We start from the raw sequence: 14,800 nt of genomic DNA, 5'->3' as shown, positions 1-14,800 counted from the left end.
TTGCCTGGGATTCGCAGCCCGCGAATCCGCCGTCAGGATTCGCCAGGGGCCTACAGGGCCAGGCTCCGGCCGCCCGCAGCCTCTGCGTCAGAGGGGTCGTGCGTCACCATCAGCACCGGAATGTCCCGGATACGGACGTGTTCGAAGACGAAGCTCCGAATCTCCTGCCGCAGCTCGGGATCGAGCTTGGCGAAGGGTTCGTCCAGAAGCAGCGCGCGCGGCGCGGCAAGAAGCGTGCGCATCAGCGCCGCACGCGCGCGCTGTCCGCCAGATAGCGTTGCCGGGTCGCGTTCGTAAAAACCCCGGAGCCCCGCGCTGGCCAGCGCATCCTCGACGGCCTTGCGGCGTTCGAACCGGCCGGCGATTCTGCGGTCCAGGGCGAAGGCAAGATTGTCGCCCACCGAAAGATGCGGGAACAGCACCGCGTCCTGAAAGAGTATGCCGATCCCGCGCGCCTCTGCCGGACGCCCCGTCACGTCCACCCCGTTCAGAATGACCTTGCCGGAGGCATCAAATCCCGCGTCCAGGTGGCCTCCGATGAAATCGATCAGCGTCGACTTCCCGATGCCCGACGGCCCCATGATCGTCAGGATCTCACCCGCGTGCACCTCGAGCGAGAGCGCCGGGAACAGCGGCGATGCCGCGCCGGCGCGCCTGATACTTACCTGTCCGAGCTCAAGCCCGCTCATCCCGGCTCTCCAGACAGTGCGCGGCGATGGCGGAACACCCAGGCGGGAATGAAGAAGGCTGCGGCGTAGGCCAGGAACGGCAGGGCCGACTGGAGCGTCGCATAGGTGCCCGTGACGCGGCGATCGGAGCCCGACGAAAGCGTCACGGCTTCGGTGGTGAGCGTCGGCACCCTGCCCGCGCCCATGAACAGCGTTGGCAGGTACTGAGCCACCGAAACGGCAAAGCCGATGGCGGCGGCGGTCAGGAGCGGGCGCAGAAGGATTGGCAGCTTGACCGCGAAAAGCCTGCGCGCCGGCCCCGCGCCAAGCGCCGCCGCCGCGCGCAACAGCCTCCGATCAAGCGCGCGCCAGGGATCCGAGAGCGCGATCATGACATAGGGAAAGACGAAAAGCGCCTGGGCCCAGATCACCGCACCGATCCCGCCGCTGACACCCAGGCGAAGAAAGACCACCTGCAGCCCGAACAGGAAAGCGACCTGCGGCACGATCAGGGGAAGGTAGACCAGTGCCTCGGCCCAGCGTGCGCGGGCAAGACCGCCGCGATCCTCGCCCTCGAGCCATGCCACCGCAAGCACGAGCGCAAGCGCGGTCGTCGCAAATCCGATGACGGCGGTGTTCAGGACGGCCAGCCCCCAGCCCGCGCCGGGCCGCGCCCAGCTGTGCAGCGACAGCGTTTCTGGCCACATGTCGGGAAAGCTCCAGCGCCAGGCGATGGACCACACCGTAAGCGCCGCAAGGGACAACAAGCCCAGCACGAACAGCGTCGCCGCGATTCCCGCGCTTGCCCGGGCCGCGCCCGCCCACGCGTGACGGCGGCGGCCTTGGCGCAGGATCGCGCGCCCCGCCACGGCGATCAGCGCCTCGGCGCCGCGCCAAAGCGCGATGGCGCCGACCACGATCAGCGCCTGCGTCATCGCCGCCGCCGAGGCTGGAAGGATCAGGCCGCTGTCGGGCGCAAGAAACCAGCGCGTCATCGCCACGGCCAGCACGGGCGGGTTCGACGGCCCCAGAATGATCGCCATGTCCACCACCGAGAGGGCAAAGGACAGGACAACGTAGACCGGCAGGCGGATCTGGGCATAGACCTGTGGCACGATCACGAAAGCCCAGACCTGCGCCGGGGGATAGCCGATCGCCCTGCCCGCCCGCATCTGCGACCCCACGGGGATCTGCGCAAGCGCGGCCAGTGTCACCAGCAGAAAGAACGGAAGCTCCTTGATGACCAACCCCAGGATCAGCGCCAGCCCGGCCGGATCGTTGACGATCGCCAGATCGGGGGGAAGATCCCAGCCCGTCGCCCAGGGGCTGATCGCGCGCGCAATCCAGCCCGACGGCATGATGACGAAGGCAAGGCCAATGGCAAGGGCAGCATGGGGCACCGCCAGGAACGGGGTCAGCACGCGGCCCAAGGCGCGGGGCCCAAAGCGCCGATGCGCCCAGCCCGCCGCCCCCAAGGCAAGCAAGAGCGCGATCGCCGTGGATGCGAGACCGGTCCAGAGCGTCAGCTTCACGCTTGTCACCACACCCGGAAGATCCAGAAGCCGGCGCCAGGGATCAAGCGATGCCCCCGTTTCTCCGATCGCGGGCAGATGGCCGAAGGCGGCGGCCAGGGTTTCCCAAAGTCCTGCGGCGATGGGAAGGACCAGCCCCAGCATCACCACCGCCAGGACAAGGCCCCTGAGCCAACGCCCCCCGGCCCTCGTCATTGCGTGTAGCGCTTGGCCCAGGCGTCCGCGATCATCGTCATCCAGCTTGGATGCGGCTCGATCAGCGTGGGACCAAGCTCTTCCAGCGTCGGCAGGGCCGGCGAGGTCGGCAGGGCATAGAAGGCAGCCCGCTCGGCCTCGCCCAGCCTTGCCGGGTCCAGCACCGAAAAGCTGCCGAGAACGCCGATGTCCTGCGCATGGGCCTGCGTCGCGGGCTCAAGCAGGAAATTCGCGACCACCATGGCGCCTTCCTTGTGCGCCGCGTTGTAGGGGATCGCGACGAAACTGATGTTGCCGATGGTTCCGCCCCGAAGACCGTAGGCGCGCGCGGTTTCCGGCAGCAGCCCCTTTTCGATGGCCGCCGCCGCCGAAGCGGGGTCGAACGCCATCGAGATGTCGACGACACCGTCGTTCAGCATCTGCTCTTGCACCGATGCATTCTCGGGAAAGGTTTCGCCGCCGCGCCACAACGTCGGCCGCAATTCATCGTACCAGGCCCAAAGCGGCGCTGTGACCGCGTCGAAATTCGCGTCCGTCGCGGGTTCTTGCAGGGCCGCGACATCCGGCGTCAGTTCGATCAGCGCCTGTTTGAGAAAGGTCGAGCCCATGAAGTTCGACACAGCCGGGTGCGTGAACCGTCCGGGATTGGCCTTGGACCAGTTCAGGAGTTCGGCCATCGACATCGGCGGCTGATCCACGCGCGCGCTGTCGTGGATCAGGACGAACTTCGCCAGCCGCCAGGGAGATTCGTAGCCCTCGACCGGAACCGTGAAATCGACCGAGGCGGCGGAGCCTGGCGACAGGTCCAGGTATCTGGAGTTGGGCAGATCCGTCACGAAGGGGCCGTGAAGCAGCCCTTGTTCCTTCATCGACAGGAAGTTGCCGCCGTTGATCCAGATCATGTCGACGGTTCCAGCCTCGTCCTGGCCTGCTGCCTTTTCCGCGATGACGCGGGCCACGGCCTCGGCCGTGTCGGTCAGCTTGACCTGCTGGATCGTCACGCCGTACTGCGCCTCGACCTGATCCGAAGCCCAGGCGATGAAATCGTTGGTCCGTTCGTCCCCGCCCCAGGCGTTCCAGTAGACCGTTTGCCCGCGCGCCGCGGCAACGGTGTCGTCCCAAGGTTCGGCCCCAAGCGGAAGGGCGGCCGCCAGAAGAAGGGCGGTCAGGATCGGAAGGCGCATGATTACTCCTGTGATGCTCTTTGATATGGCGCGGCGGCGGGGGCAAAGGCAACCCAGCCCATGTACCAACGCGTCAGCGTCGTGATCGCGCAGGCCGCCGCGAAAAGACCGGCCAGCCAGGGAAAGGTCTGTGGCCACACACAGATGGCAACGAAGAAGGCGATGGTTTCCCCCCCTTCCGTCAGGCCGCCCAGGTAGTAGATGCCCTTGGCGGGGTAGTCCTGAGCCCGCATGCCCCGCTTGGCTGCAATCGTGGCGAAGGCCAGGAAACTGGACCCGGTGCCGATGAAGGCGGCGATCAGGACCGCGGCGGCCAGGGCATTGCGGTCGGGATCAGCCAGCGCGAAGCCCAGGGGCACCAGCGCATAGAAGATGAAGTCCAGCGCGATATCCAGGAACGCGCCACGGTCGGTAGGCCCCGCCTGCCGCGCGATCGCCCCGTCCAGGCCGTCCGCGATTCGGTTGGCGAGGATCAGCGCCAGCGCCAGCCCGTACCAGCCCAGCCAGAGCGCGGGCAAGCAAAGGACCCCCAACACGAAACCCGCCAGCGTGACCTGATCGGCCGATACGCCGCGCGCGACCAACACCTTGGCCACGGGCACAAGAAGCGCCCGCTGCGCGGGAAGAAGATAGCGGTCGATCATGCGCCCCGCCTCCGCGCGTGCAGCCACTCAAGCCACCGCAGCACCGTCGCGTTCACATGCGCCTTGCGCCACTCTCCCGCGGCGTACTTGTTGGCCTCGGCCAGCGTGGGATAGATGTGGATCGTGCCAAGGATCTTGTTCAGGCCCAGCCCCTGCTTCATCGCCAGCACGAATTCGGCCAGAAGATCGGCCGCGTGCTCCCCCACGATCGTCACCCCAAGAATTCTGTCACGCCCCGGCGCAGTGAGGACCTTGACGAACCCCTTGGCTGCGCCATCGGCGATCGCCCGGTCCAGATCGTCGATGCCGTAGCGTGTGACCTCATATTCGATGCCCTTGTCCCGCGCATCCTGTTCGTTCAGCCCGACGCGGGCAACCTCGGGATCGATGAACGTGGCCCAGGGGATGACGCGGTAATCGGCCTTGAATCGCTTGACGAAGCCGAATAGCGCGTTGACCGAGGCGAACCAGGCCTGGTGCGCCGCCGTGTGGGTGAACTGGAACGGCCCCGCGACGTCGCCTGCGGCGAAGATGTTAGGGTACAGCGTTTCCAGATAGGCGTTTGTTTCGATGACGCGATCCGTCCGTATGCCCAGCTTGTCCAGGCCGTAGCCTTCAAGCCGCGCGGCGCGGCCCACGGCCACGACGATCTCGTCGAAGTCGATCCTGCGCGATGTCGCGCCGGCCTGGACCTCGATCCACTTCCGCCCGTCCGAGGACCCGCAGGCAACCGCCTTGTGCCCGGTCAGGACATTGACGCCATCCGCTTCAAGAGCGTCACGGGCGAAATCGGAAACCTCGGGGTCTTCGCGGATCAGGATGCGGTCCTGCATCTCGATCTGCGTTACGTCGGAGCCAAGCCGGGCGAAGGCTTGCGCAAGCTCGCACCCGATCGGCCCGCCGCCAAGGATCACCATCCGCCTGGGCGGATCATTGCGCCCGGCGAGCGCGTCCCAAAGCGTGTCCGAAGTCAGGTAGTCGACCTGCTCCAGCCCGGGAATGGGGGGCACGAAGGGGGCGGCACCGGTCGCGATCACGATAGATCGGGTGCTGATCCGCCGCCGCGTCCCGTCGGCCATGCCGACCTCGACCCGCCATGGGTCGACCAGCGTCGCATGGCCCTGAAGAACCTCGACGCCCAGGCCCTCATACCGCTCGGAACTGTCATGCGGCTCGATGGCAGAGATGACATCCCGAATACGATCGAACACATGCGTGAAGGATACCCTGGGCTCGGAAGGCTCCAGACCATAGCGATCGGCCGCGCGCATCTGATGTGCCAGCTTCGCCGATCGGATCAGTGCCTTCGATGGAACGCAGCCATAGTTCAGGCAATCGCCGCCCATCTTGTGGCTTTCGACCAAGGTCACCTTGGCCTTCACCGCCGCTGCAACATAGGCCGTGACAAGCCCAGCCGCGCCGCCCCCGATCACGACAAGGTTCCTGTCGAAGCGCGACGGCCTGTTCCAGCGCGAATAAAGCCGGCGCCGCCGGACGGCGGACAGGGCAAACCGCGCGACCCAGGGGAAGATGCCCAACAGTGCGAAGGACAGGAGGATCGGGAGCGAAAGTATCCCCGAGACGGAGTCGAGCCTGCCAAGCTGGGTGCCGGCGTTCACGTAGACCGCTGTTCCCGCCAGCATGCCGATCTGGCTGACAAGGTAGAACGTGGTTACCCGCATGGGGGTCAGCCCCATCAGCAGGTTGACCGCAAAAAACGGCACGGCGGGGATCAGCCGCAGCGTGAACAGATAGAAGGCCCCGTCGCGGCGGATCCCTTCATCGATCGTCGCCAGTCGCGCGCCCAGACGATCGTGCACCCAGTCGGACAGCAGATAACGGGACGCCAGGAATGCCAGCGTCGCCCCCGCGGTCGAGGCGAAGGACACCAGCAGAAGCCCCCACCAGAAACCGAAGAGCGCTCCGGCGGCCAGCGTCATCCAGACCGCAAGCGGCAGCGAAAAGGCTGTGACCGCCACGTAAGTCACGAAAAAGATGACGGCGACCGCGACCGGCTTTTCCGCCATCCAGTCGGAAAGACCGTCCAGGTAGGACTGCAACGCCGCAAGGTCCAGCGACATGCGGCCCACCAGAAGAACCAGTATTGCGGCAAGCAGCGCGATGGCCAGAAAGATCAGCGGCTTCTTCACGCGTGCACCGGGGTCCGCGCCATGTCGTGCGACTGTCTCATCTCTGCCCGCCCAGATAACTTTCCGGGCGATACTAGCAGCTTACCCGGATCACGCGGAACCCGCATCGGCAACACGTTTGCGTCAAGCGCGTTACAACCCCCGGGGGCATCCGGCCCCCAGCCGACCAGCGGCACGGCACGCATCAGCTGGGTTTGCGCGCCTTCAGGTGCGTCGGGCAATGTTCGCCGCTTTCCAGAACCGGAATCATCCGGGTCCAGATGCCGATGTTCTCATCCACGAACTCGCGTCCCACGATCTTTGCTGCCGCCTCGCCGACGGGCCCCTCCAGACGCGCCAGTTCCTGCTTGGCGACTTCGCGGTACCAGGAATTGCGGCTTTTCACCTCAATCCGGTCGAAGCCGGCTTTCTCCATCGCGTCGCGGTAGCGCGCGGGCGATGCCATGCCAAAGTCCAGGCCCTCGGACTTGATGTAGGCGGCCATTTCTGGCGAAGGCGTATCGTCATGGCCGATCAGCCAATCGGATGCCACGAGCCAGCCGCCGGGCTTCAGGACGCGAAATATCTCGGCCATCAACGCATGCTTGTCCGGGATGTGGACGATGGAGTCCTTCGAGAAGACGATGTCGAACGTATCGGGCGGGAACGGAAGCGGCCCGGATGCGACCTTCAGGCACCCGATGCGCTCGGACAGCCCCGCGCGCCGGACCAGTCCGCGGGCATGGTTCAGGACCGTATCTTCGACGTCGATGCCGCAGACGTAGGCGGCGCGATGATCGCGGACCAGGGCTATGTCGATACCGCCCGCGCCGCAGCCGATGTCCAGAACCGACTTGCCCGCGAAGTCGGACCCGCCGACAAGGCGGGCGACCTCGTCGGGACCGCCGGGCGACAGGAACCCCTCGCCCCAGATCGACTCGAGCATGCCGATCAGTTTCTGGTGATAGTATTCGCCGCCCTGCGTTTCCATTCTGCCCCCATCATTGTGCGGCGGTTGCCGCCGGTCCGATCCTGAGCGCCTCAAGCTCCGGCCAGTCGGCCGCCATGATCACGTCTGCCGGCGCGTTCACGTCGCGGGTCCAGGCATAGATGCAAAGGAACGGCTCCGACCCGACCTTCGTCATGTGCGGACGGAAGGGTTCGTTCCAGACCGGCGCATGCGCGGGCAGGACGGTCACCGGATCGCCGGTCCCGAAGCGCCAGCCATGCGGACCGGTGAGCGGCGCATAAAGCTCGGGCGCGGCATGGCGATGGTCGCGGTAAAGCACATCGGGCGCGATCAGGAACAGGCCCAGATCGTAATCCTGCGCCGTGAATGGCGCCATCTCCTCGCCCACGAGAGAGGCGAAGGCATGGTTGAGCCTGAAGGCCTCGCCGATGGTCTCGGGGGCGTAAAGGTCGTAGGTGATCCAGGTCAGGTGGGGGGCCGCGTCCCCGATCGCGGCCGCAAGGGCTGGACGGTCCGCAGCCAGAAGGCCCAGCGCACGCGGCAGCCAGGCATCGACCACGGCGTTCGGCAGACGATCGACCGGTTGGGGCGCCGCGCGGGTCCAGGCCGACAGACCCGCGCGCGTCTCGCCCAGACCGGGACCGGACAGAGAGGCAAGGTATCTGTCCGTCTCATCGACCAGCCGGACCAGCGCGATATCCGCGGCGGGCGCCGATATCGGCGGCAACTCTCCGGCAAGTCCGCGCAACGCAAGCAGAACGGCAGGATCCTCATGATCACGCGGGGAACAGATGCGATAGACCTCAAGCGCCGCGTCCGACAGACGCCCCGCTTGGTTCAGCGCCATAGCCGCCGCATAGCGCCTGCGCCCCGACCCCTCCGCACCGACCGGGGTCTGAAGCTCTGCCGCGAATGCCCGTTCTTCCGGTGTCATGACTTACAGGTTTGCCTGATAGGCCAGCTGCGCGTCCCGCTCGCGGCGCTTCTCGGCCGCGTTCAGGACGATGCCCGCGATGATCACGCCGATGCCGACAACACACACCGTGATGGTCGCCAGCGCGTTCACATCCGGCGTGACGCCAAGTTTCACCTTCGACCAGATCAGAAGCGGCAGCGTCGTGTTTCCGGGGCCGGTGGTAAAAGAGGTGATGACAACATCGTCAAGCGAGATGGTGAAGGCCAGCAGCCAGCCCGACAGGATCGCGGGCGAGATGATCGGCAGCGTGATGTCCCGCATAACCTGCCACGGGCGCGACCCAAGGTCCATCGCCGCCTCTTCCACGGCGACGTCTGCCTCGGTCAGGCGGGAATGGACGATGGTCGTCACGAACACCATCGAGAAGGTGATGTGGGCCAGCGTGACGGTCGCGAACCCTCGCTGCGCGGGCCAGCCGACCCATTCCGCCAGCATGATGAAGAAGATCAGCGATGAGATGCCGGTTATGACCTCGGGCATGATCAGCGGCGCGGTAACGAGGCCGGAGAACAGCGTCCGTCCGCGAAACACCTTGAACCGTGCAAGGGCAAGACCGGCCATCGTTCCCAGAATCGTCGCGAAGCTGGCCGACAGCACCGCGATCTTGAGCGACAGGATCGCGGCGTTGATCACCTGGTCGTTCTCGAAAAGCTTGACATACCACTTCGTCGAAAATCCGCCCCACACAGTCGCCAGCCGCGCATTGTTGAACGAGAACACGATCATGGACAGGATCGGCACGTAGAAGAACGCGAAGCCGAAGCACATCATGGTGAACAGAAAGCGGGACCGGCGCCTCATGGTTCCATCGCCTTCTTTTCGTGCGCCTTGGCGTCGAAATAGGTGTAAAGCATCATCGGCACGACCAGCAGCAACAAAAGCGCCACCGCCACCGCGGATGCCATGGGCCAATCACGGGCCGATGCGAATTCGTCCTGGATCACCCGACCGATCATCGGCTGCGACGGGTTGCCGACAAGCCCCGGAATGATCAGTTCGCCCGAGGCGGGGATGAAGACCAGAAGCCCGCCCGCGACGATGCCTGGCACGGAAAGCGGCAGCGTCACGTCCAGGAAGACGCGGAACGGCCGCGAGCCCAGGTCCTCTGCCGCCTCGTTCAACGTCATGTCCAGCTTTTCGAGATTCGCGTAAAGCGGCAGGATCATGAAGGGAAGGTAGGAATAGACGGTGACCAGAACGACGGCGAAGTTCGTGTTCATCATCTGGATCGAGCGCAGCGCCCATTCCTCGGGCATCATCATGTTGTAGGCAGAGGTCAGCAGCTTGTTGAACCAGCTGTTGTTCCCCATCAGCCCCATCCAGGCGTAGACGCGCAGCAGGAACGAGGTCCAGAACGGCAGGATCACAAGCATCAGAAGGATGTTGCGCCAGGATTTGGAAACCCGTGTCAGCCCCAGGGCCATCGGATAGCCGATCAGCAGGCAGAGGAAGGTCGCGAAGGCCGCGTTGCGGATCGATGTCAGGAACGCCCGGATATAGAGACTGTCGGAAAACAGCCGCTCGTACGTCGCCGTGTTGATCAGCGGATGATCCCCACCGAAGGAGAAAGGGGGCGACGTCGGCGTGCGCGTTGCCACGCTCATCGCGATGACGATGAGAAACGGCACCAGGAAGAAGATCAGCAGCCACAGGTAGGGCGTCGCGATCGTGATGTCCGACCAGCCGCGGCGGTTGAACCAGCGGGCAAGGCCGGACCGCCGGGCGGCTTTGCGGGTGGTCTTCGGTCCGGTTGCGGAAAGTTCGGTCATCCTCCGTCCCCGTCACTGCGTCAGAAGGATGGCCGCGCCGGGATCGAAGCTGAGCCAGACACGATCTTCCCAATCGGCTACACGCTCCCCTTCACCGACGCGGCGACCGTTTACGGAAAGGACCGACAGCACCTTTCCCGAGCCAAGCTTCACCTTGTAAAGCGAGTCCTTCCCGAAATATCCAAGGTCGTCGACCGTGCCCTCGATCGCGTTGGGGCCCTCGGGCTTCGTCCGACCGATCGCGATCTTTTCGGGCCGCAGGGCCAGCGTGATGTCCTGACCCGCAGAAATCCCCGGGATCGCCCGCGCGCTGACCTGCCCGCCGAAGTCCGGCACCTCGATCATCGCCGTGTCGCCGGTGACCGAGGCGACCTTGCCGTCGAAGAACGTGATCGAGCCGATGAATCCTGCCACGAACCTGCTGTCGGGGTATTCGTAGATCTCGGTGGGCGTGCCCACCTGCTTGACCTCGCCCTTGTCCATCACCGCGATGCGGTTGGATAGGATCATCGCCTCTTCCTGGTCATGAGTCACGACCATGAAGGTGGTGCCCGTCTTGTCCTGGATGTCCATCAGCTCGAACTGGGTGTGTTCGCGCAGTTTCTTGTCCAGTGCGGCAAGCGGTTCGTCAAGCAGCAGCAGCTTCGGCTGGCGCGCAAGCGCGCGGGCAAGCGCCACGCGTTGCCGCTGGCCGCCGGAAATCTGGTGGGGCTTGCGGTGGCTGAACTGCGTCAGCTGCACCAGTTCCAGCATTTCGCGCACGCGCGCCTTGCGCTCAGCGTCGGTCATCCGTTCGTGCTTGAGCCCGTAGGCGACGTTCTTTTCCACCGTCATATGGGGGAACAGCGCGTAGCTCTGGAACATCATGTGGACGGGGCGTTCGTAGGCCGGAACCCCGGTCATGTCCTGCCCGTCGATGAAGATGCGGCCCTCGGTCGGCGTCTCGAACCCCGCCAGCATCCGCAGAAGCGTGGTCTTGCCACAGCCGGAACCACCAAGAAGGGCGAAGATTTCGCCCTTCTTGATGTCGAGTGTCACGGAAGAAACCGCCGTGAATGTGCCGAAGCGCTTGGTCACCCCCTCGATGCGGATGAAGGGGGCGACGTCTTGCGGCGCGACGGCGTCCAGCGCAGTTTGTATCGAAGCCTGCATTTTCAGCGGTTCATCCTCCGTCTTCGGCTCAGCCGGTCTTGATCGTCTGCCAGGCCCGCGTCATCGCGCGGTCCTGTTCTTCGCTGAAGGGCTTGGGCGCCCACATCCGGCCGATGGTCTCTGCGTCAGGGTAAACAGCGGGGTCCTCCAGGATCTCCGGCAGGATGTACTCCTTCGCCGGGACGTTGGCGGTGGCGTAGTAGGTGTAGTTGGTGTCACCCGCCGCCACCTGCGGCTCCATCAGGAAGTTCAGGAACTTGTAGCCATTCTCGCGGTTCGGCGCGTCCGAGGGGATCGCCATGCAGTCGACCCAGGCCGGAGCACCGGTCTTTGGCACGAAATAGGCCAGGTTCATCTCGATCCCGGCTTCTGCGGCGCGGCCGGCCGCCGTGGCGTAGTCGCCCGACCAGTTGTTGATCGCGCACAGCTCGCCGTTGGGGATGGCGTTCAGGTAGTTGGTGTTGTCGAAGGTGCGGATGTACTGGCGGATGGGCTTGAACGCCTCGACCACCTGATCGTAGTCGGCCACGTTCGTCGTGTCGCCGTCCAGGCCCAGGTACTTCAGCACCATCAGCATGATGTCGGTCGGGCTGTCCAGGATCGAGATGCCGCAATCGGCAAGCTTCGCCGCGTTTTCCGGTTTGAAGATCAGGTCCATGGACGACATGTCGGCATCGGGGATGCGTTCCATCACCATGTCGACGTTGTAGGTGAACCCGACGGACCCCCACATGTAGGGCATTCCATAGTCGTTGCCCGGATCCCAGCCTGCGAGAATCCGCAGGACCTCGGGGTCGAGGTTCGCCCAGTTCGGAAGCAGCGACTTGTCGAGCTTCTCGTAGATGCCGGCGGTGATCGCACGCGGCATGTCGACGCCCGCGTGGTCCACGACGTCATAGCCGGTCGACCCAGCCAGCATCTTGGCCTGCGCCTCTTCGGCCGAGGAATAGGTGTCATAGACGACGCCGATCCCGGTCTGCGCCTCGAAATCCGACAACGTGGTTTCGCCGATGTAGTCGGCCCAGTTGTAAACGTTCACTGTTCCGGCCTGCGCCCAGGATGGCCGGACGTAGGGCATGGCAAGGGCACCACCAAGCGCTGTCAGCGTCGTCCTTCTGCTGAGTTTCATGGGTCTCTCCTCTGCTGGTTCTTGGTCTTGTCTTTTCTTCGATTTCAGAACGGTTGCCCGATTCCGGTCAACCTGTTTTTTGATCATATTGTGGACTCGAGACTTCGAAGGTTCGCGTTGACCTTGGCCACCTCCTCTTCCGGGGGTGCGTGGGTCAGGCTCATGACCGGCAAGAGCTTGCGCAGTTGGTCATGATGAACCTTCACGCCGAATTCGAGGTCGGACAAGTGGAAATCCTCGAAAGCCGAGGACTTCATCGACTCGTTCGACCAGATCGAAAGTTGCTGGTCCTCCTTGCCGGTCTCGCGGTCGATCCGATAGGCAAGATAGCGCGCGACGCGGTCCTGACGCGTCTCGTCCGGTCGCCGGTAGATCGCGCCCCGCATCAGCGTCCGGCCGGCCGAGACCGGAAATTCCTGGTAGAACTGGGCGCTTTCCGGGGTGAAGGCGATCACGCCGGATGGGAAGATGCCGAAATAGGCCCAGGTCCGGCGATGCGCCTCGGGCAACCACTCATGCTGCGGCGAGAACCGGACGTAGTGGCGCACCGACCAGAGCCGTCCCGGCGTGTCGCCGAATGTGGCGTAGGACGCTGAAATCCCGTTGGTGAAGCTGCGGTCTTGGTAGGTCCGCCCATAAAGGTCCTGCAGCGCGGGATGGGCCATCGCGACGTGATAGCCTTCGTTGTCCACGTCGCGCACGGACTTCCAGTTGACGGGAAGTTCGCCGGTCCAGATCCGGTCGGAGGGCAGCAGTTCCTCTGCGCGCCAAGCCGCGAAATCCGGTTCGAAGGGGGCCAGAAGCTGTGCCACCGATGGCTGCGGCCCGGGTCGGAAACGGATGAAGATGAAGCCATGCCAAAGCTCCAGCTCAAGCGATTTCAGCCCGAATTCCGTGCGGTCCAGCGCACCGAAACTTTCCGGCCGCGCGGCGCCGCGCAGGGTGCCGTCCAGGTTGTAGACCCAGCCGTGGAACGGGCAGACAAGCGCCCCCTTGCAATGTCCCTTGTCCCCCGTCGCGACGCGCGCACCGCGATGGCGGCAAAGGTTGTGGAAGCCTCGCACGACCCCGTCCTTGCCGCGGATCACCAGCGCGCGCTCGTCTGCGATATCCATCGTCAGGTAGTCGCCGGGCGCGGGGATGTCGCCGACATGGCCTGCGATCTGCCAGTGTGTCTGGAAGACCTCCTGCTTCTCGAGTTCGAACAGCGCGTCCGAATGATAGGTCCACCCCGGCAGACCGCGGCGGTCCCACTCTTCGGGGACGGTACGGGGCTTGGTGACCAGAGACCTGTTCATCCGATCACCTCGCCCGCTGCCTCCATGCGTGCCCGCACCCAGTGGTGGAACCTGTGGATGTCGAATTCCTGCGGCATCAGGCGTCCTTTCTTGAACCTGTCGGATTTCAGCCCGCGCTGATTCATCTCGGCCACTTCCGCATCCTGGTTCATGACGATGGTTGCAAAGGAAGCGACCTCGGCGGGGTCGAAGCCGGGCTGCGCCAAGGTTTCGGCCGGGAACAACCATTGCGCCGTCAATCGCGTTTCTTCCGGCCCGATGGGGGCCAGCGTGACGGCGCGGACGTGATCGACATGGGCGACGATGAACATCGTGGGATAGACCGTGACGAAGATGTAGCCGCTGGCGCGCTCTTCCGGCGTCAGGTCTGGAAACTCCGGCCCGCAGGGCTTTCCCGTAGCGGTCCAGGTCACCGCCCCTTCCCTCAGGTTGGACGCCGGTCGCGGCGCCTCGGGCGACCAGTCCGGAGCTTCGTTCGCGGCCATGATCCCCTGCCTGTAGATCGGCACCATGTCGCACAACTCGGGGTGAACGCCCGGACAGTGCAGGCATTCGTTGTAGTTTTCCCAGAACACCTTCCAGTTGCACTTCAGGCGCTTTTCGGTGCGATGCCCGGTTACCAGCGTCGCCATCGGCCAGTTTTCGAGCGCGGACAGCCCCATGTCCGGCACCAGGTCCGGCGCCTCGGGTGCAAGGCAGACGTAAAGGAAGCCATTCCACTCCCGGACATGCACGGCGAAAAGACCATGATCTTCGCGCCTGAAATCCGCCGTGGGCGTGCCGAACGCGGTGGAAACCAACCGTCCATCCGTCGCATAGGCCCAGTTGTGATACTTGCAGGTGATCAGCTTGCCCAAGGGGCTTTCGTCGGCAGAACACAACTCTGCCCCGCGATGTCGGCAGGTGTTGTGGAAGCAGGTGATCCGCCCTTCACGGTCATGGCACAGGATGAGGCTCTGCCCCGCGACCTCGATCCGCCGCATCGTTCCCGGCGCCAGGTCGTTCTTGCGCCCGACATGAATCCATTCCCGGGCCCAGATCGCGCCCTGTTCCTTCGCGTACCAGCCGGGGTCGTGATAGGTCCAGGCGGGCAAAGTTTCGGGACAGTGATCCAGAAGCGGCGAGTCGGGGTGACGGTGCAGGCTCACGTTTCC

At 64.7% G+C, this 14,800-nt stretch carries 13 protein-coding genes; all 13 read right to left on the bottom strand.

The features are described 5' to 3' along the window. Positions 1-50 precede the first annotated feature (50 nt). Positions 51-689, bottom strand: coding sequence for an ATP-binding cassette domain-containing protein (locus tag OEW28_RS03735; protein WP_263733372.1), 639 nt, complete (start codon positions 687-689; stop codon positions 51-53). Then, complete coding sequence (locus OEW28_RS03730; protein ID WP_263733371.1) at positions 686-2,395, bottom strand: ABC transporter permease; 1,710 nt, start codon at positions 2,393-2,395, stop codon at positions 686-688. Before OEW28_RS03730 ends, OEW28_RS03735 begins: the two co-directional genes overlap by 4 nt. Further along, on the bottom strand, positions 2,392-3,579 hold the full coding sequence (locus OEW28_RS03725; RefSeq protein ID WP_263733370.1) for an ABC transporter substrate-binding protein: 1,188 nt from the start codon (positions 3,577-3,579) through the stop codon (positions 2,392-2,394). Before OEW28_RS03725 ends, OEW28_RS03730 begins: the two co-directional genes overlap by 4 nt. 2 nt (positions 3,580-3,581) lie before the next feature. After that, the gene (locus OEW28_RS03720) at positions 3,582-4,223 is read right to left on the bottom strand and encodes a CDP-alcohol phosphatidyltransferase family protein (protein ID WP_263733369.1); all 642 of its coding nucleotides are present in this window, start codon (positions 4,221-4,223) and stop codon (positions 3,582-3,584) included. Then, a complete protein-coding gene (locus OEW28_RS03715) occupies positions 4,220-6,373 on the bottom strand; it encodes an FAD-dependent oxidoreductase (RefSeq protein WP_263733368.1) in 2,154 nt (717 codons plus the stop codon). The genes OEW28_RS03720 and OEW28_RS03715 overlap by 4 nt, the downstream gene beginning before the upstream one ends. A gap of 184 nt (positions 6,374-6,557) precedes the next feature. Beyond that, positions 6,558-7,343 carry a methyltransferase domain-containing protein gene (locus OEW28_RS03710; protein WP_263733367.1) on the bottom strand — a complete coding sequence of 262 codons (786 nt, stop codon included), beginning with the start codon at positions 7,341-7,343 and terminating at the stop codon, positions 6,558-6,560. 10 nt (positions 7,344-7,353) lie between these two features. Then, positions 7,354-8,256, bottom strand: a complete 903-nt coding sequence (locus OEW28_RS03705) for a dimethylsulfoniopropionate lyase (protein WP_263733366.1) — start codon at positions 8,254-8,256, stop codon at positions 7,354-7,356. A 3-nt stretch (positions 8,257-8,259) separates the two neighbouring features. Beyond that, a complete protein-coding gene (locus OEW28_RS03700) occupies positions 8,260-9,099 on the bottom strand; it encodes an ABC transporter permease subunit (RefSeq protein ID WP_263733365.1) in 840 nt (279 codons plus the stop codon). Continuing rightward, the gene (locus OEW28_RS03695) at positions 9,096-10,067 is read right to left on the bottom strand and encodes an ABC transporter permease (protein WP_263733364.1); all 972 of its coding nucleotides are present in this window, start codon (positions 10,065-10,067) and stop codon (positions 9,096-9,098) included. The genes OEW28_RS03700 and OEW28_RS03695 overlap by 4 nt, the downstream gene beginning before the upstream one ends. Positions 10,068-10,079: 12 nt before the next feature. Then, complete coding sequence (locus tag OEW28_RS03690) at positions 10,080-11,219, bottom strand: ABC transporter ATP-binding protein (RefSeq protein WP_263733363.1); 1,140 nt, start codon at positions 11,217-11,219, stop codon at positions 10,080-10,082. Between the two features lie 28 nt (positions 11,220-11,247). Next, positions 11,248-12,348, bottom strand: coding sequence for a polyamine ABC transporter substrate-binding protein (locus OEW28_RS03685; protein WP_263733362.1), 1,101 nt, complete (start codon positions 12,346-12,348; stop codon positions 11,248-11,250). An 83-nt stretch (positions 12,349-12,431) separates the two neighbouring features. Next, entirely contained in the window at positions 12,432-13,646 is a 1,215-nt protein-coding gene (locus OEW28_RS03680; protein WP_263733361.1) for an aromatic ring-hydroxylating oxygenase subunit alpha, read from the bottom strand. Further along, a complete protein-coding gene (locus tag OEW28_RS03675; protein WP_263733360.1) occupies positions 13,643-14,794 on the bottom strand; it encodes an aromatic ring-hydroxylating oxygenase subunit alpha in 1,152 nt (383 codons plus the stop codon). Before OEW28_RS03675 ends, OEW28_RS03680 begins: the two co-directional genes overlap by 4 nt. Positions 14,795-14,800: the final 6 nt, after the last annotated feature.

The organism is Albidovulum marisflavi (assembly GCF_025751435.1).
In the GTDB taxonomy this organism is placed as follows: domain Bacteria; phylum Pseudomonadota; class Alphaproteobacteria; order Rhodobacterales; family Rhodobacteraceae; genus Albidovulum; species Albidovulum marisflavi.
Note: the sequence above shows the minus strand (reverse complement) of the source record. Positions and strands in the feature narration are given on the sequence as shown.